Below are 16641 nucleotides of genomic sequence, written 5' to 3'. Positions count from 1 at the left end.
TTCGCTAAATCCCCTCGCCACACAAGCCCGCTCCCACATTTGGATCTGCTTCCACATTGAGTCCGTGGTGTGTCAGTTATTGCGCTTTACACCCGCGCCCAATCAAATCATTGGTAGCGACCCAGTAAACCAGGCCTTCCTCACCTTTGATGTGAAACGCCAGCATGTCGTTGCTGTACAGCGAACCCGACGCGCCGGGTTCCTGCTTGAGACGATAGACCTGGTCGGCGCCGCCAAGCCGCACATCGACTTCCTCGCGTGCAGCATCAGCATAGCGCCATACCACTTTGGCCTGGCTGTCGCAGGTCCAGGTGGTCCAGTTGTCCGCTGGGGCTGAACTGTTGAACAGGTTGAAATTCGAGCAACCTGCCAGCAGAGCCAGCGCCATGACGGCGATAAAACCTTTCATCCATGTTCCTCGACCAACGGCGCACGCCGCCGGCCTTGAGTAATGAGTCAGACCCGTCAAGGGCAACCACGTTCCTTGGCGGGGGTCTGTGTCTCGTATTTGTCCAGGCCATCAGGCCCGGAACGCTTGTTGATCACCGGGTTGGTTTCCGCCTGCCAGTCAGCCTGGTAGCAGCCTTTCTCCACCTCGGACGGAGCAGGTTCCGGGGTGGCTTTCGGGTTACTCCCGCAAGCCGCCAGTGAACCCGCGACGATCAACAGCGCTAACGTCTTGACCATGTGAACACTCCCTTTCCTGGTCAAATGAACCGCCTCAGGCCTTGGCCCGACTTTCCAGGACTTCAACGGCCGGCAGCACTTTGCCTTCGACGAATTCGAGGAATGCGCCGCCACCGGTAGAAATGTAGGAGATCTGGTCGGCAACGCCATATTTATCGATGGCTGCCAGGGTGTCGCCGCCGCCAGCGATGGAGAACGCCGAGCTTTCTGCGATGGCCTGGGCCAGCACTTTGGTGCCGTTACCGAACTGGTCGAATTCGAACACGCCTACCGGGCCGTTCCACAGGATGGTCTTGGACGACTTCAACAGCTCGGCGAAATTCGCCGCGGTCTGCGGACCGATGTCCAGGATCATGTCATCTGCGGCCACATCAGCGATCAGCTTGACGGTCGCGGTCGCGCTTTCAGCGAATTCCTTGGCAACAACAACGTCGACCGGCAATGGCACGCTGACCTTGGCGGCGATTTCGCGCGCGGTGTCCAGCAGGTCCGGCTCGTACAACGACTTGCCGACCGGGTGACCGGCAGCAGCGAGGAAGGTGTTGGCGATGCCGCCACCGACAATCAGCTGATTGCAGATCTGGCTCAGGCTGTTCAGTACGTCGAGCTTGGTCGACACCTTGGAGCCGGCAACGATGGCGGCCATAGGCTGGGCCGGAGCGCCGAGGGCTTTACCCAATGCGTCCAGCTCTGCAGCCAGCAGCGGACCCGCCGCAGCGACTTTGGCGAACTTGGCCACGCCATGGGTCGAACCCTCGGCGCGGTGAGCAGTGCCGAAGGCGTCCATCACGAACACGTCGCACAGGGCAGCGTATTGCTGGGCCAGGTCGTCAGCGTTCTTTTTCTCGCCTTTGTTGAAGCGCACGTTTTCGAACAGCACGATGTCGCCGGCTTTCACGTCGACGCCACCCAGGTAATCAGCCACCAGTGGCACTTCGCGGCCCAAGGCCTTGCTCAGGTAGTCAGCCACTGGCTTGAGGCTGTTCTCGGCCGAGAACTCGCCTTCAGTCGGACGGCCAAGGTGCGAGCAGACCATCACGGCCGCGCCTTTTTCCAGGGCCAGCTTGATGGTCGGCAGCGAGGCCAGGATTCGCGCATCGCTGGTGACAACACCGTCCTTGACTGGGACGTTGAGGTCTTCGCGAATCAGTACGCGTTTACCTTGCAGATCGAGGTCGGTCATCTTCAACACGGTCATGGGTCGCATTTCCTGAGTTACGGCTTTTGAGAAGCAGAGAGTGGAGAAGCTGTTTGCAGATAGTGCTCTGCAACGTCCAGCATTCGGTTGGCAAAACCCCATTCGTTGTCGAACCAGGCCAGGATATTCACAAGCTTGGGCCCGGAAACCCGGGTCTGACTGGCATCGACGATCGCCGAATGAGGGTCATGGTTGAAATCACAGCTGGCGTGCGGCAACTCGGTATAGGCCAGCAAGCCTTTGAGCGGGCCGCTGGTGGCAGCCTCGCGCAAAATCCGGTTGATCTCGGTGGCGTCCGTCGCGGTGGCGGTCTGCATCGTAATGTCGAGGCAGGACACATTCACCGTCGGCACCCGCACGGCTTTGGCCTGAATTCTCCCGGCAAGTTCCGGTAACAGGCGTTCGATGCCACGTGCCAGACCAGTGGACACCGGAATCACCGACTGGAACGCCGAACGGGTGCGGCGCAGGTCCTCGTGGTGATAGGCGTCGATCACAGGCTGGTCGTTCATTGCCGAGTGGATGGTGGTGATCGATACGTAATCCAGGCCAATGGCCTTATCCAGCAAGCGCAGCAGCGGCACACCGCAATTAGTAGTGCAGGACGCGTTGGACACGAGCAGCTCGTCGCCGGTCAGGCAATCCTGGTTCACGCCGTAGACGATGGTGGCGTCGACATCGGCCTCGCTGGCCATCGGCTGGGAAAACAGCACCCTTGGCGCGCCGGCGTTGAGGAAACGCTGGCCGTCTTCACGGGTGTGGTAAGCGCCGGAGCATTCCAGCACCAGATCGACGTCCAGCGACGCCCAATCGATGCCTTCGGGGGTGGCGCTGCGCAGGACCTTCACGCAGACGCCATTAATATGCAGACAATCGCCGTCGACCTTCACTTCACCGGGGAAACGCCCGTGAGTGGAGTCGAAGCGTGTCAGGTATTCGATGCTGGCCATGTCGGCCAGATCGTTGATCGCAACAATTTCAAACCCGGCCTTTTCGCCACGCTCGAACAACGCACGCAAGACGCAACGACCAATCCGGCCGTAGCCGTTGAGTGCAACTTTGTAGGGACGCGGTTGGGGCATGGGGTTCTCGATTACCGTGGTGAATCTTTCAATCCAGCGTCGCCTGATCGACCGCTAATCGCGGGCAAGCCCGCTCCCACATGGGCAGTGTAAATCCCTGTGGGAGCGGCGGTGCGACGATTCGACTTGCCCGCGATGGCGTCAGAACAGGCAAGACATCACCTGGACTTAGTCTTCCAGCAGCTCTTCAGCCTGACCCAGGATGTTTTCCAGGGTGAAGCCGAACTCTTCGAACAAGGCAGGCGCAGGCGCCGACTCGCCGTAGGTGGTCATGCCGATGACGCGACCTTCCAGGCCCACGTACTTGTACCAGTAGTCCGCGTGGGCGGCCTCGATGGCGATACGGGCGCTGACCTGCAACGGCAGAACCGCTTGCTTGTAACCGGCGTCCTGAGCATCGAACACGGTGGTGCAAGGCATCGAAACAACACGAACCTTACGACCTTGTTCGGTCAGTTTGTCGTAAGCCTGAACGGTCAGGCCGACCTCGGAACCGGTGGAGATCAGGATCAGCTCAGGCTCGCCCTCGCAGTCCTTCAACACGTAACCGCCACGGGCGATGTCGGCGATCTGGCCGGCGTCACGCTCCTGGTGCTGCAGGTTCTGACGCGAGAAGATCAGCGCCGAAGGGCCGTCCTTGCGCTCCAGAGCCAGTTTCCAGCAAACGGCCGATTCAACGGCATCGGCTGGACGCCAGGTGTCGAGGTTCGGCGTGCTGCGCAGGCTGGTCAATTGCTCGACCGGTTGGTGAGTCGGGCCGTCTTCGCCCAGACCGATGGAGTCGTGGGTGTAGACGAACACCACGCGTTTCTTCATCAGCGACGCCATGCGAACTGCGTTGCGTGCGTATTCCATGAACATCAGGAAAGTCGCGCCGTAAGGCACCAGACCGCCGTGCAGGGACACGCCGTTCATGATCGCGCTCATGCCGAATTCGCGAACGCCGTAGTACATGTAGTTGCCGCTGGCGTCTTCAGCCGAAACGCCCTTGCAACCTTTCCACAGGGTCAGGTTGGAACCGGCCAGGTCAGCGGAGCCGCCCAGCAGTTCAGGCAACAGCGGGCCATAGGCATTCAGTGCGTTCTGGCTGGCTTTACGGCTGGCGATGGTCTCGCCCTTGGCCGCGACTTCAGCGATGTAGGCCGATGCTTTTTCAGCGAAGTCAGCCGGCAGTTCGCCGCTCAGACGACGGACCAGTTCGTTGGCCAGCTCAGGGAAAGCAGCGGAGTAGGCCGCGAAACGCTGATCCCACTCGGCTTCAGCCGCGAGGCCTGCTTCCTTGGCGTCCCACTCGGCATAGATGTCAGCCGGGATTTCGAACGGACCGTGGTTCCAGTTCAGCGCTGTGCGGGTCAGCGCGATTTCCGCGTCACCCAGCGGGGCGCCGTGGCAATCTTCTTTGCCCTGCTTGTTCGGCGAACCGAAACCGATGGTGGTCTTGCAGCAGATCAGCGTCGGTTGCTCGCTTTTGCGTGCAGTCTCGATGGCGGTCTTGATTTCTTCAGGGTCGTGACCGTCGACGTTGCGAATCACCTGCCAGTTGTAGGCTTCGAAACGCTTCGGCGTGTCGTCGGTGAACCAGCCCTCGACTTCGCCGTCGATGGAGATGCCGTTGTCGTCGTAAAAAGCGATCAGCTTGCCCAGGCCCAGGGTACCGGCCAGGGAACCCACTTCGTGGGAAATGCCTTCCATCATACAGCCATCACCCAGGAACACGTAGGTGTGGTGGTCAACGACGTTGTGGCCAGGACGGTTGAACTGCGCCGCCAGCACTTTTTCTGCCAAGGCGAAACCAACGGCGTTAGCCAGGCCTTGGCCCAGTGGACCGGTGGTGGTTTCAACGCCCGGGGTGTAGCCGAATTCCGGGTGGCCCGGCGTACGGCTGTGCAGCTGGCGGAAGTTTTTCAGGTCATCGATCGACAGGTCATAGCCGGTCAGGTGCAGCAGCGAGTAGATCAACATCGAGCCGTGACCGTTGGACAGCACGAAGCGGTCACGGTCGGCGAACGATGGATTGCTCGGGTTGTGCTTCAGGAAGTCACGCCAAAGTACTTCGGCGATATCCGCCATACCCATAGGGGCACCGGGATGGCCGCTGTTGGCTTTTTGCACGGCATCCATGCTGAGGGCACGAATGGCGTTGGCACGCTCACGACGGCTGGGCATCGCTGTTCTCCTGGGGATTGATTAAAACGAATCGGAAAAAAGGCGAGCATTTTCCCTCACCGACCGGCCTCGGGGCAATGACAGATAGTCATCCGGGGACGTTTTTCCCATGGATAGCGGTGGTTTCGGTTGGTGAAACCTTTCCGCTGCTCGTTTGTAGAGTGGACCAGGCACGCAGAAGTGCCATCTATCGAGCAATATCAAAACTTTTTGATATTGCCCTTGCGGTGTTTTCGACCCGTGACTAGACTGCCGGCCTTATGAATTTACGCGCGCCTTCCATTCGACATGACGATTGCGACGATCTGTCGGCCCTCTGCAAGGCCGCCGGTGATCCTCTGCGCCTGAATGTATTGCGTGCGCTGGCCAACGATTCGTTTGGCGTACTGGAACTGGCGCAGATCTTCGGTATGGGCCAATCCGGCATGAGCCATCACCTCAAGGTGTTGTCCCAGGCCGGGCTGGTGGCGACTCGCCGTGAAGGCAATGCGATCTTCTACCGTCGCGCCCTGCCCCACACCGACCTGCCGGGCGGCAAGCTGCACACCGCCTTGCTCGAAGAGGTCGACAACCTGACCCTGCCTGCTGACGTTCGCTCGCGAATTGCCCAGGTCCATGGCCAACGAGCGGCGGCCAGCCAGGACTTTTTTTCACGGGTTGCGGAGAAGTTTCGCGCCCAGCAAGACTTGATTGCCGGACTGCCGCAGTACCGCGAAAGCGTGGTGGCCCTGCTCGACAAGTTGAGTTTCAACGACGGCGCCACGGCTATTGAGGTCGGCCCCGGTGACGGTGCTTTTCTGCCGGAGCTGGCGCGCCGTTTTACGCAGGTCACAGCGCTGGACAACAGCCCGGCAATGCTCGAACTGGCGCGCCAGGTGTGCGAGCGCGAGTCGTTGGCTAACGTCAGCCTGCAGCTGGCCGATGCATTGAACGGCGTCAGCCTCGAGGCGGACTGCGTTGTACTGAACATGGTGCTGCACCATTTTGCCGCGCCGGCTGATGCGCTCAAGCACATGGCCGGCTTGCTGAAACCGGGCGGAAGCCTGCTAGTGACAGAGTTATGTAGCCACAACCAGAGTTGGGCCAAGGAGGCCTGCGGTGATCTCTGGCTGGGGTTTGAACAGGACGATCTGGCCCGTTGGGCCACCGCTGCGGGACTCGTTCCCGGGGAAAGCCTCTATGTAGGCTTACGTAATGGTTTCCAGATTCAGGTCCGCCATTTTCAGCGACCGCCTGGCGACACTCACCATCGGTAAATTCAGGAAAACATCGAGATGAGCGAATACTCCCTCTTCACCTCCGAGTCCGTGTCTGAAGGGCATCCGGACAAAATCGCCGATCAGATTTCTGACGCGGTGCTGGACGCAATCATTGCTGAAGACAAGTTCGCCCGTGTGGCGTGCGAGACTCTGGTGAAAACGGGTGTGGCGATCATCGCCGGCGAAGTCACCACTTCGGCCTGGGTTGACCTGGAGCAGATCGTCCGTGACGTGATCACTGACATCGGCTACACCAGCTCCGATGTTGGCTTCGACGGTGCCACCTGCGGCGTGATGAACATCATCGGCAAGCAGTCCCCTGACATCAACCAGGGTGTCGACCGTGCCAAGCCAGAAGATCAGGGCGCCGGCGACCAGGGTTTGATGTTCGGCTACGCCAGCAACGAAACCGACGTGCTGATGCCAGCGCCGATCACCTTCTCTCACCAGTTGGTGCAGCGTCAGGCCGATGCGCGCAAATCCGGACTGCTGCCTTGGCTGCGTCCGGACGCCAAGTCCCAGGTCACCTGCCGTTACGAAAACGGCAAGGTTGTCGGTATCGACGCCGTTGTTCTGTCGACCCAGCACAACCCGGAAGTGTCTTACAAAGACCTGCGCGAAGGCGTGATGGAGCTGATCGTCAAGCACGTACTGCCTGCCGAACTGCTGCACAAGGACACCCAGTTCCACATCAACCCGACAGGTCAGTTCATCATCGGTGGCCCGGTGGGCGACTGCGGCCTGACCGGTCGCAAGATCATCGTCGACACCTACGGCGGCATGGCCCGTCACGGTGGCGGGGCGTTCTCCGGTAAAGATCCATCGAAGGTTGACCGTTCGGCAGCCTACGCCGGTCGTTACGTGGCCAAGAACATCGTCGCAGCCGGCCTGGCCGAGCGTTGCGAGATTCAGGTTTCCTACGCGATCGGTGTTGCCCAGCCGACGTCGATCTCGTTGAACACCTTCGGCACCGGCAAGATCAGCGATGAAAAAATCATCAACCTGGTCCGTGAAGTGTTCGACCTGCGTCCTTACGCAATCACCACCATGCTCGACCTGCTGCACCCGATGTATCAGGAAACTGCTGCCTACGGCCACTTCGGTCGCACGCCGCAAACCAAGACCGTGGGCGACGATACGTTCACCACGTTCACCTGGGAAAAAACCGATCGCGCCGAGTATCTGCGCGCTGCTGCCGGTCTGTAAAACTTCTCCGGCGGTACCCAAAGCCCTGCACGGTTCGCCGTGTGGGGTTTTTTATTGTATGAAAATCAAAAGATCGCAGCCTTCGGCAGCTCCTACAGTTGCAAGCGAGACTCTGTAGGAGCTGCCGAAGGCTGCGATCTTTTGATCCTCGCCCACGAAACATACTGAATGCATACCCTGATCCCAAAAGGCTAAAACTGACTAGCCTTTGAGCATCCCATTGAGCAAGGACGCTCACGATGCGCTTATTGATCGCTTTCCTCCTGACCTTCTCCTGCATCGCCGTCAACGCCACCGAATGCCCCGACTGGCCCACTCCCCGCGCCCAAGCTGAAATCACCAGCCGGCAAAAACAAATCGACCTTTGGGACGATAACTATCATCGCCAGGGCCGCTCACTTGTTGCCGACGAACTCTATGACCAGTCCCTCGCGCAACTGACAACGTGGCGTAAATGTTTCAACCTCAGCGCTCCCGCGAAACCGTTGCGCACCGCTGGCGGCCCCGTTGCTCACCCCATCGTGCACACCGGTCTGGAAAAGCTCAGTGATGCACGCGCCGTCAACGCCTGGTTGAAGGATCGCAACGATGTCTGGGTGCAGCCAAAGGTCGACGGCGTGGCGGTCACGCTCGTCTACCGAAACGGTCAGCTGACTCAGGCGATCAGCCGTGGTGACGGGGTCAAAGGCCAGGACTGGACGGCGTCCGCTCGCCAGATCAAAGACATCCCCCAGCAACTGCAGCAGCCACTGGACCTGGTGCTGCAAGGCGAGCTTTACTGGCGCCTGACCGATCACGTCCAGGCCACGGCGGGCAGCCTCAACGCACGGGGCACGGTAGCCGGATTGATGGCCCGCAAGGCACTGAGCGCTGAACTTGCCGCAGGTATCGGTTTGTTTGTCTGGGATTGGCCACAGGGCCCGGCCAATTTGCCCGCACGCCTGGCGGCACTGGATGAACTGGGTTTCCCCAGCACAGCGCTTTTCAGCCACCCGATCCAGGCTTTTGCCGACGCCGAGCGCTGGCGTGAACACTGGTATCGCTCTCCACTGCCCTTCACCAGCGACGGTATCGTCTTGCGCCAGGAGCAACGTCCCCCGGCGGATCGCTGGCAAGCCAAAGCGCCTTACTGGATCGTTGCCTGGAAGTACCCATTCGCCGAGGCGCTGGCCGAGGTGCGCAAGGTTCAGTTCAAGATTGGCCGGACCGGCAGGATTACACCGGTGCTGGACCTGGCACCGGTGTGGCTCGATGACCGGCAGATCAAGCGCGTCAGTGTCAGCTCCCTGCGGCGCTGGGAGGAGCTCGATATTCGTCCCGGCGATCAGGTGTCCATCAGTCTGGCGGGACTGACCATTCCCAGACTGGACAGCGTTGTGCTGCGCAGCACCGAGCGTGTTGAGTTGACCGTGCCGCTGGCAGCGGACTTTCATCAGCTCAGTTGCTGGCAACCCACGCCGGGATGCGAGGGTCAGTTTCTTGCGCGCCTGGCCTGGCTTAGCGGCAAGCAGGGACTGGCCATGCCCCATGTCGGCCCCGGCATCTGGGAGAAACTTCTCGAAACAGGCCGTCTAAACAACCTGTTGGATTGGTTGACCCTCGATGCTCAAGAGCTTGCTAACATTAACGGCTTCGGCGAGCGCAGCACGGCTCGTCTGTTAAACAGTTTCAACAGTGCCCGGGAACGTCCCTTCGCGCACTGGCTCAAAGCGCTGGGTTTACCGCCGACGGGACAGGCAGTACTTGCGGATTCATGGCAGGAGCTGGCGCAACGAAACACCGAACAATGGCAGGCTGAAGCCGGTATCGGCCCGGGACGCGCGGCGCAATTGAGCGCCTTTTTCCGCGACCCGCAGGTCCTGGCCTTGAGCGAAACATTACGTATGGCGGGCATCGACGGTTTCTAGCAGCCGGCGTTGTCCAACCACCCGGGAACCCAAAGTGTCGACAAGGGCTCAAACAGCCCGACGCCACTCGACCCGTTTGCCTCTGCACTTGGAGCTTTTATGAAATTTCTTTCTTCGCTCGCCCTGCTGACCCTTTGCAGTGCGATGGCTGCTCCACTTATGGCCGCCGAAGAGGCCCCGGGCCTGACCGGTTGCGCGGCCAAGAAACAAGGCATCATCAACCAGATCGAACTGGCCAAGTCTCACGGCAACGCCGATCAGCAGGCCGGACTGGAAAAAGCCCTCAGCGAAGTCACCGCTCATTGCACCGACGCCTCGCTGCAAAAGGAACGGGAAAACAAGGTCCTCGACGCCAAGCATGAAGTCAGCAAGCGTCAGGCGGATCTTGATAAGGCCATGAAAAAAGGCGACCCGGAAAAGATCAACAAGCGCAAAGACAAACTCGCCGAGTCCCGCAAGGAATTGCAGGAAGCGCTGGACGAGCTGGATAAGTAAGAACCCACTGAACCGTAATGCTGTTCACTTAAGGAGATCTTCAGGTGAGCGCAGTACTGTGGCGAGGGGATTTATCGAAACGTCGCACCGCCCCGTTCGGCTGCGCAGCGGTCGTGAAACCATCAAACGCGGCGTACCTGATACGTCTCGATTGCAGGTTTTTGGGGCCGCTTCGCAGCCCGACGGGGCGGTGCGACGTTTCGCTAAATCCCCTCGCCACATGTAAATCAGTAATGATCAATGATCCCGAAACTCTTTATGGCAAGCACTGCAGGCGTCTTCGACTTTTTGTACCGCCGGCCCAAGGTTGCTCACCTTGTAAGGTTGAACCTGGCTGGCGATCACCAGTTCACCGGTGGCAGCTTCAAGGTGGCGGGCCATTTCCTGGAAGCGTGTCTGTTTCTGCCAGACATCATCCTTGGCGCTGGTGTGATCTTCTTCGCGCACCTGCGGAAAATGTTTCCATGGTTCATGGGACAACGCATCAAGCTTCACGGCACCCTCGGCGAACTTCGGACCGTCGAACGGAATGCGACCGCGCAACATGCCACCCAGGTCTTCGCCGGTCTTGAGCATTTGTTTGAAGATCGCCTTGCGCTGGCCCAGTGGGGAATTCGGGTCGACACCGCCGCAGGCAGACAACGTCAGGCAGGCCAGCAATACAACTGAAAATCTTTTAAGAATCATGGTGGCTTCAGGTCACGGGAACGGCGGCCAGTATCCTCGCGTCATCGATAAAGACCAATAGCCCTATTATCAATATGGGTTGTTCGAGCGCATGGAGCACTCGAGCGACCGTCAAAGGAATCACTCCATGATTAGCCGTATCAAGGCATGGCGTCACAGCCTGGCCTGGACCCTTCCGATGGTAGCCGTGCTCGCGGGCTGCACCGGTGGCGAAAACAACACCCCCAAAACCCATGCACTGGCGACCTATTCCAGCGCTACCTGGGACGCACTGCCGGCCGTCTCCGACAACGACCTGATCGCCGGTTTCGGTTCATGGCGCAGCGCCTGCAACCGGCTCAAGGCCGACCCGGTCTGGGGCTCGACCTGCGCGGCTTCTGCCAACGTGCCGCAAACCGCCAACGAGATTCGCGGGTTCCTGAAACAACACCTGGATGTCTACGGGCTGCGCGCCGCCAATGACAACCCTAACGGGTTGATCACCGGCTACTACGAGCCGGTCTACCCCGGCAGCCTGACGCAAACCGCGGCGGCGAACATTCCTGTATACGGCGTGCCCGAAGACATGATCATCGTCTCTCTGGACAGCATTTATCCCGAGCTCAAGGGCAAGCGCCTGCGGGGACGCCTTGAAGGTCGCGTGCTCAAGCCATACGACGATGCAGCCACCATTGAAACCAAAGGGGTCAAAGCACCTGTCGTGGCCTGGCTGACTGATCCGATGAACCTGCAATTCCTGCAGATACAAGGTTCGGGTCGTATTCAGCTCGATGACGGACGCCAGTTGCGCATTGCGTACGCCGACCAGAACGGTCACCCGTATCGACCGATCGGCCGCTGGCTGGTGGAGCAAGGGGAGCTGAAGAAAGAAGACGTGACCATGGGCGCCATCAGCGATTGGGCCAAGGCCAATCCGATGCGCATCCCGGAACTGCTCGGCAGTAACCCAAGCTATGTGTTCTTCACCCGAAATCCGGACAGCAACGAAGGCCCTCGCGGCTCGTTGAACGTACCGTTGACAGCCGGCTACAGCGCGGCGGTGGATCGCAAGGTGATTCCGCTGGGCAGTCTGCTGTGGCTATCGACAACGCGACCGGATGGCACGGCACTGGTTCGCCCGGTAGCGGCTCAGGACACCGGCGGGGCGATTGCCGGTGAAGTACGTGCGGATCTGTTCTGGGGCACCGGCGAAGCGGCCGGGCAGTTGGCAGGAGACATGAAACAGCAGGGACAGATCTGGATGTTGTGGCCGAAGGGCGCGGCGCTGCCGCAGGTCCCTCAGGTGGCTGACAAGCTTTAAAATCAAAAGATCGCGGGCTTCGCCAGCTCCTTCAGGGTTGCACACCTATCCCTGGCAGGAGCTGTCGAGTGAAACGAGGCTGCGATCTTTTGATCTTGTTTTTAGGCCGACACCACAAAGAAACTCACAATCAACCCCATCCCCACAAACCACACCAACGAGCGCAAGATCGCCCAGTCGGCCAGGTAGCAAATAATGAACAGCAGCCGGCTGGTAACAAACAACACGGCCAGCACATTGACCGTCACCAACTGGGCGGTGCCCACCAGGTGAGCCACGATCACCGCCGCAGCAAAAAACGGGGTCACTTCGAAGCTGTTCAGTTGCGCGGCATAGGCGCGCCTGCCCAAACCGTTCAGTGAATCGAGAAAGTCCCGGGGGTCATGGTTGTCTTTCAGCGTGAACCGGCCGCTGATCTTGGCAACACCCGTGCAAAGGTAAGGCAGGCAAAACGCGATCAATACGCACCACAGAGCAACCGTCATAAATCAGTCCCTTTTTCAGTATTTGAATTTTTATCAGTCGTCAAAAATTTCATCGTCAACAAGCCGATCAATACCCGCCCACAGGCTAAGAGCCGTGGTCGACCGAAAGGTTCTTTCAGGTAACGCAAACTACACCACCACATTCACGCTAATGCTGACTCCTTTTAAATCCCCAACGTTCGTTGTAGGCGATGTTGGCGCGGAGAATTGATTCGCGATATGTCAGCAGCTGTTTATACTGCAAGCGACCACGCCGCACTCAGTTGCACACAGACTAATTCCAATAATTTTTGCCCGCGCCCGTTCTGATCCAGATCGGACGTCGGCATGCGTATGCCTGATCACAGCGTCAAGACTACCGACAGAGACCTTGCGCATGCCACTCGCTTTGCTTGCCCTTGCTGTTGCCGCATTCGGCATCGGCACCACTGAATTCGTCATCATGGGCCTGCTGCCCGATGTCGCTCGCGACCTCGCTGTGAGCATTCCCCACGCCGGCCTGCTGATTACCGGTTACGCCCTGGGCGTGGTGTTCGGGGCGCCAATCCTTGCGGTCGGCACCGCCAACATGCCGCGCAAAGCCACGCTGCTGGGCATGACCCTGATGTTCATTCTCGGCAACATTCTTTGCGCACTGGCGCCCAACTACGCCACGTTGATGGCCGCGCGTGTGGTCACGGCGCTGTGTCACGGCGCTTTTTTCGGCATCGGCTCAGTGGTGGCTGCCGGCCTCGTGGCACCGAACAAACGCGCCCAGGCGATTGCCATGATGTTCACCGGCCTGACCTTGGCCAATGTACTTGGCGTGCCATTGGGCACTGCGCTCGGACAATACGCCGGATGGCGCTCGACGTTCTGGGCGGTGTCGGTGATTGGTGTAATTGCCGCTATCGCGCAGTGGGTCTGGTTGCCAAAGGACATCGCCATGGACAAAGCCAACCTGGCCAGCGAGTTCAAAGTGCTGGGCAAGGCCAATGTGTTGATGGCGCTGGGCATGAGCGTGCTGGCATCGACCAGCCTGTTCAGCGTGTTCACCTACATCGCGCCGATCCTGCAGGACATTACCGGCGTCAGCCCGCATGGCGTGACCATTATGTTGCTGTTGTTCGGCGTAGGTTTGACGGCGGGCAGCATGCTCGGCGGACGACTGGCAGACAGTCGCTTGCTGCCATCGCTGGTGGGCATGGCGCTGGCGACAGTCGTGGTGCTGGCCGCATTCACGCAGACCAGCCACTCGGTGATCCCGGCCGCAATCACGCTGGTGTTGTGGGGGATTTTTGCCTTCGCCCTGTGCCCGATCCTGCAACTGCTGATCATCGATCAGGCCCATGAGGCACCGAACCTGGGTTCGACGCTGAACCAGAGTGCGTTCAACCTCGGCAATGCGGCGGGCGCCTGGATCGGCGGGCTGGTCGTGGCCAGCGGCGCCGACCTGGCTGACTTGCCATGGACCGGTGCGCTGGTCAGCGGTTTGACCGTGTTCGCCGCGCTGTACTTTATCTATCGGCAACGGCGCGAAGCGCAGCTGGCCAATTTGGCGTAAAAAACCAACTGCGCCTGCGCACGACAACCTGTAGCAGCTGGCGAAGCCTGCGTCCGGCTGCTACAGGAGATCTTCCAGGCCCGAAAGCCTTACAACGCCTGCACGATAATCTGGCTTTTCAGATCATTGATCATCACTTCAGCCGTCGCCCTCATCGCCTGAAAGTCTTCAGGCGTGCACACCGCACTCGGATGCTTGAACGCGAAACGCCGTTTGACCACCACCGCGTTAGCCTCACGGGTGTACGTGGCGCTGTAGTCGAAGCGTTCGCCGCTCAACGAAATCGCTTTGGGGGCGGCGAGAATGCTCACGTCTTTCGGAAACTCGAAACGCGCCTGCTCTTCAGTCACGCCGGATATACAGGTGAATGCCTGAGTCCGGTCCTGCTCCATGAGAAAGCCAAATACGTTTTGCGCGATGCCGCCGGACAGGCTGCTCATGGTCAACACACCGATAGGACCGGGCAGGTTGACCAGGTTGTCCACGCGCCCCGCCAGCTTAATTTCATAATCGTCACCTGTGCCTTCAAGTTCCCCGGCGTCGAATTTGCCCGTGCCATTGAGTCCATACGAAGCGAGGACTTGCTGGATCATCTGATCGCGATTGGTCGGTGTCATGGACTTCATGCCATAGCGGTTCATTTCCGCCGCCCAGCCAACCACGCGGGACGTGTGAGTGAAGTCTGCCGCGCCCGTTTTCGAGACCTTGTACAGCGTGTCGTTTTTCACCAGGCCATCCTGCGCGGCCGGCGTGCGCCCCAGCTCGCCCGACTTGGCCAGCACCACCGGTTTATCCAGTACCAGCACCGGCAGGTAGCCGCCAGCAACGCCCTCGGCGGTCGAATCCAGGTACAGGTTCAGGCTCGGCACATAAGTGATCGCGTGGTTCAGCACGCCCAGGGTCGGCACCTTCGGTAGTTCATACGCATTGCCCAAGCTGACCAATGCAGGCGTGCTTTCTATCCCTGCTGCGATCAGCAACGCTTCGAGCAATGCCACGTGGTCCTTACAGTCGCCATAGCGATTGGCCAGAATCGTCTCCACCGAATGCGGCACCACACCGCCTGCGCCGACATAAACAGCCACGTAGCGAATGTTCCTGCGCACCCATTCATTCAGGGCGATGGCTTTGGCCCGAGAGTTGTCGAGTTTAGAGGTGATGGTTTTAGCCAGTTCGCGGACCTGCGGCGTGACATTGACGTGGGCCCGGGAATCGTAGGCTTTGGCGAACTCGGCAAAATCAGTGAAGGTGGAGACCGCCAGGTATTGACCGTAATCCAGATACGACACCGCCCCCTGCTCTATCCGGGCCTTGTCGGCAGGCACATAGTCCCAACGATAAATCCTGCGGCCGGGCGCCGCGATCTCCGTTGACGCACTGAATCCTTTTGCGTCCGCGTTCAGGTGCATGTTCTCCGGCAGGTCATAGATCAGCGTGAGTTGCCGGGTGGGGTAGAACATCGGAGCGGTCAGGTCTTCAAACTGATTGGGAAACAACGCCGTCACGCGATTCTTCTTGTACTGGAGCACCAGGCGATCACCCACGGCAACCTCCGGAAAGATCACCATTTTGACCCGCGTATCCTGAAACATCGGCGCCTGGGTAGAGGCCTGTTCCTGTTGCTCCTTGATCTGCTCGGGCTTGACCACGACTTTGCGGCCATCGGGCTTTTGCGTATAGGCCTCAACTACATCCAGGGTTTCGAGGGTGCGGTTGTAGTTCAGTGAGCGTTGCGCATGATCCTTGATGGCCCGCTCTTCATTGATCAGGTAAACCGTGTCACTGGTAACGACAAAACTGCCATCGGCATTGATGACATTCGCCTGGATTTCTTTCTCGATCGTTACCGAAAGGTCGGTGCCATCGTCCTTGGCCTGAGCTGTGCCGAACGTCATGACCATCAGCACAAACGCGCCAAGAAGGCGCGCCGGAGGGGAAACTGAAAATTGCATAAAGATCCGTCTTCAATGAATGGGAAGCGTTCGCAATATACAACAAACGCTGCCCCATCATTCCGCCAGGTTAAAAATTTATCTTTGATTTCAGGCGCTTATCTACCCGCCTCTTGATCCGCCAATGCGGTCACTACCTGCTTCTCGATTTCCTTCTCATCGAGTCCGCGACCGAAGTGTTTGAGGTAGCGTCCCTGACTGTCGAGCAAAAACAGAATCGTCGAGTGATCCATCATGTATTGCCCCGGTTGATCACCGTAGGGGGCTTTCTTGTAATACACGTGATAAGCATCGGTTATGCGGGCGATCTCCTGGGCCGAACCCGTTAACCCCACAAAGTCGCTGGCGAAGTACTTCACGTACACCTTGAGCTTGTCCGGCGTGTCACGCTCCGGGTCGACAGTGACGAACACCGGACGCACCTTGATGCCCTGCTGCTGTTGTAGCTGGCGACTGATGCGGGCCATTTTCGCCAGATCCGTGGGGCAGATATCCGGGCAGGTGAGAAAGCCGAAATAGAGCAGCGCCGGCTCGCCAAAGCTGCGTTCAGTGACGCGCTGGCCATTCTGATTGGTCAGTTGAAACGGCCCGCCGATGTCGGTGCGCGTCGCGGCCACCGCATCGGCCGCCAACCCCATCAAGAGCATCACGCCGGCTGCCAGTAACAGCTTCAT

At 59.3% G+C, this 16641-nt stretch carries 15 protein-coding genes; 6 read left to right on the top strand and 9 right to left on the bottom strand.

Annotated elements, in window-relative coordinates; all coding sequences use genetic code 11:
* Positions 1-76: 76 nt before the first annotated feature.
* The 5 genes from H7698_RS08005 to tkt all read right to left on the bottom strand — a co-directional run bounded on the left by H7698_RS08005 (position 77) and on the right by tkt (position 5133).
* On the bottom strand, positions 77-409 hold the full coding sequence (locus H7698_RS08005) for an MliC family protein (protein ID WP_194691062.1): 333 nt from the start codon (positions 407-409) through the stop codon (positions 77-79).
* Between the two features lie 56 nt (positions 410-465).
* Positions 466-687, bottom strand: a complete 222-nt coding sequence (locus tag H7698_RS08000; RefSeq protein WP_162436156.1) for a hypothetical protein — start codon at positions 685-687, stop codon at positions 466-468.
* Positions 688-721: 34 nt separating this feature from the next.
* Positions 722-1885 carry a phosphoglycerate kinase gene (locus H7698_RS07995; protein WP_194691061.1) on the bottom strand — a complete coding sequence of 388 codons (1164 nt, stop codon included), beginning with the start codon at positions 1883-1885 and terminating at the stop codon, positions 722-724.
* A gap of 17 nt (positions 1886-1902) precedes the next feature.
* Positions 1903-2967 carry an erythrose-4-phosphate dehydrogenase gene (epd, locus tag H7698_RS07990; protein WP_162436154.1) on the bottom strand — a complete coding sequence of 355 codons (1065 nt, stop codon included), beginning with the start codon at positions 2965-2967 and terminating at the stop codon, positions 1903-1905.
* Between the two features lie 168 nt (positions 2968-3135).
* Entirely contained in the window at positions 3136-5133 is a 1998-nt protein-coding gene (tkt, locus tag H7698_RS07985; protein WP_162436153.1) for a transketolase, read from the bottom strand.
* A gap of 260 nt (positions 5134-5393) precedes the next feature.
* On the opposite strand from tkt, the gene H7698_RS07980 reads away from it, so the two are divergent.
* From H7698_RS07980 to H7698_RS07965, 4 genes are all read left to right on the top strand, one after another.
* The gene (locus H7698_RS07980) at positions 5394-6389 is read left to right on the top strand and encodes an ArsR/SmtB family transcription factor (RefSeq protein WP_194691060.1); all 996 of its coding nucleotides are present in this window, start codon (positions 5394-5396) and stop codon (positions 6387-6389) included.
* Between the two features lie 18 nt (positions 6390-6407).
* Positions 6408-7598, top strand: a complete 1191-nt coding sequence (gene metK, locus H7698_RS07975) for a methionine adenosyltransferase (RefSeq protein WP_194691059.1) — start codon at positions 6408-6410, stop codon at positions 7596-7598.
* 239 nt (positions 7599-7837) lie between these two features.
* Complete coding sequence (ligB, locus tag H7698_RS07970; RefSeq protein WP_194691058.1) at positions 7838-9505, top strand: NAD-dependent DNA ligase LigB; 1668 nt, start codon at positions 7838-7840, stop codon at positions 9503-9505.
* A gap of 99 nt (positions 9506-9604) precedes the next feature.
* The gene (locus H7698_RS07965; RefSeq protein ID WP_194691057.1) at positions 9605-10000 is read left to right on the top strand and encodes a DUF1090 domain-containing protein; all 396 of its coding nucleotides are present in this window, start codon (positions 9605-9607) and stop codon (positions 9998-10000) included.
* A gap of 237 nt (positions 10001-10237) precedes the next feature.
* On the opposite strand, the gene H7698_RS07960 is transcribed toward H7698_RS07965, so the two are convergent.
* The gene (locus H7698_RS07960; RefSeq protein WP_194691056.1) at positions 10238-10687 is read right to left on the bottom strand and encodes a c-type cytochrome; all 450 of its coding nucleotides are present in this window, start codon (positions 10685-10687) and stop codon (positions 10238-10240) included.
* Positions 10688-10814: 127 nt separating this feature from the next.
* Between H7698_RS07960 and mltA the strand changes: the two genes are divergently transcribed.
* Complete coding sequence (gene mltA / locus H7698_RS07955) at positions 10815-11987, top strand: murein transglycosylase A (RefSeq protein ID WP_194691055.1); 1173 nt, start codon at positions 10815-10817, stop codon at positions 11985-11987.
* Between the two features lie 101 nt (positions 11988-12088).
* On the opposite strand, the gene H7698_RS07950 is transcribed toward mltA, so the two are convergent.
* Entirely contained in the window at positions 12089-12472 is a 384-nt protein-coding gene (locus H7698_RS07950) for an MAPEG family protein (RefSeq protein WP_162436146.1), read from the bottom strand.
* A gap of 376 nt (positions 12473-12848) precedes the next feature.
* Here H7698_RS07950 and H7698_RS07945 point away from each other — a divergent pair, with 376 nt between their 5' ends.
* A complete protein-coding gene (locus H7698_RS07945; protein WP_194691054.1) occupies positions 12849-14015 on the top strand; it encodes an MFS transporter in 1167 nt (388 codons plus the stop codon).
* Between the two features lie 89 nt (positions 14016-14104).
* On the opposite strand, the gene H7698_RS07940 is transcribed toward H7698_RS07945, so the two are convergent.
* Both H7698_RS07940 and H7698_RS07935 read right to left on the bottom strand, forming a co-directional pair.
* Positions 14105-15967, bottom strand: coding sequence for a DUF3857 domain-containing transglutaminase family protein (locus H7698_RS07940; protein WP_328803721.1), 1863 nt, complete (start codon positions 15965-15967; stop codon positions 14105-14107).
* 98 nt (positions 15968-16065) lie between these two features.
* Positions 16066-16641, bottom strand: a complete 576-nt coding sequence (locus H7698_RS07935; RefSeq protein ID WP_194691053.1) for an SCO family protein — start codon at positions 16639-16641, stop codon at positions 16066-16068.

Origin of the sequence: Pseudomonas sp. p50(2008), assembly GCF_015351605.1 — a bacterium.
Taxonomy (GTDB): Bacteria; Pseudomonadota; Gammaproteobacteria; order Pseudomonadales; family Pseudomonadaceae; genus Aquipseudomonas.
The sequence above is the reverse complement of the archived record's forward strand: the minus strand, read 5'-3'. Positions and strand labels throughout refer to the sequence as shown.

What these genes read in the sequence shown, in the direction of transcription:
- H7698_RS08005 (WP_194691062.1), bottom strand. Translation starts at nt 409, where the DNA reads ATGAAAGGTTTTATCGCCGTCATGGCGCTGGCTCTGCTGGCAGGTTGC.
- H7698_RS08000 (WP_162436156.1), bottom strand. Translation starts at nt 687, where the DNA reads ATGGTCAAGACGTTAGCGCTGTTGATCGTCGCGGGTTCACTGGCGGCT.
- H7698_RS07995 (WP_194691061.1), bottom strand. Translation starts at nt 1,885, where the DNA reads ATGACCGTGTTGAAGATGACCGACCTCGATCTGCAAGGTAAACGCGTA.
- epd (WP_162436154.1), bottom strand. Translation starts at nt 2,967, where the DNA reads ATGCCCCAACCGCGTCCCTACAAAGTTGCACTCAACGGCTACGGCCGG.
- tkt (WP_162436153.1), bottom strand. Translation starts at nt 5,133, where the DNA reads ATGCCCAGCCGTCGTGAGCGTGCCAACGCCATTCGTGCCCTCAGCATG.
- H7698_RS07980 (WP_194691060.1), top strand. Translation starts at nt 5,394, where the DNA reads ATGAATTTACGCGCGCCTTCCATTCGACATGACGATTGCGACGATCTG.
- metK (WP_194691059.1), top strand. Translation starts at nt 6,408, where the DNA reads ATGAGCGAATACTCCCTCTTCACCTCCGAGTCCGTGTCTGAAGGGCAT.
- ligB (WP_194691058.1), top strand. Translation starts at nt 7,838, where the DNA reads ATGCGCTTATTGATCGCTTTCCTCCTGACCTTCTCCTGCATCGCCGTC.
- H7698_RS07965 (WP_194691057.1), top strand. Translation starts at nt 9,605, where the DNA reads ATGAAATTTCTTTCTTCGCTCGCCCTGCTGACCCTTTGCAGTGCGATG.
- H7698_RS07960 (WP_194691056.1), bottom strand. Translation starts at nt 10,687, where the DNA reads ATGATTCTTAAAAGATTTTCAGTTGTATTGCTGGCCTGCCTGACGTTG.
- mltA (WP_194691055.1), top strand. Translation starts at nt 10,815, where the DNA reads ATGATTAGCCGTATCAAGGCATGGCGTCACAGCCTGGCCTGGACCCTT.
- H7698_RS07950 (WP_162436146.1), bottom strand. Translation starts at nt 12,472, where the DNA reads ATGACGGTTGCTCTGTGGTGCGTATTGATCGCGTTTTGCCTGCCTTAC.
- H7698_RS07945 (WP_194691054.1), top strand. Translation starts at nt 12,849, where the DNA reads ATGCCACTCGCTTTGCTTGCCCTTGCTGTTGCCGCATTCGGCATCGGC.
- H7698_RS07940 (WP_328803721.1), bottom strand. Translation starts at nt 15,967, where the DNA reads ATGCAATTTTCAGTTTCCCCTCCGGCGCGCCTTCTTGGCGCGTTTGTG.
- H7698_RS07935 (WP_194691053.1), bottom strand. Translation starts at nt 16,641, where the DNA reads ATGAAGCTGTTACTGGCAGCCGGCGTGATGCTCTTGATGGGGTTGGCG.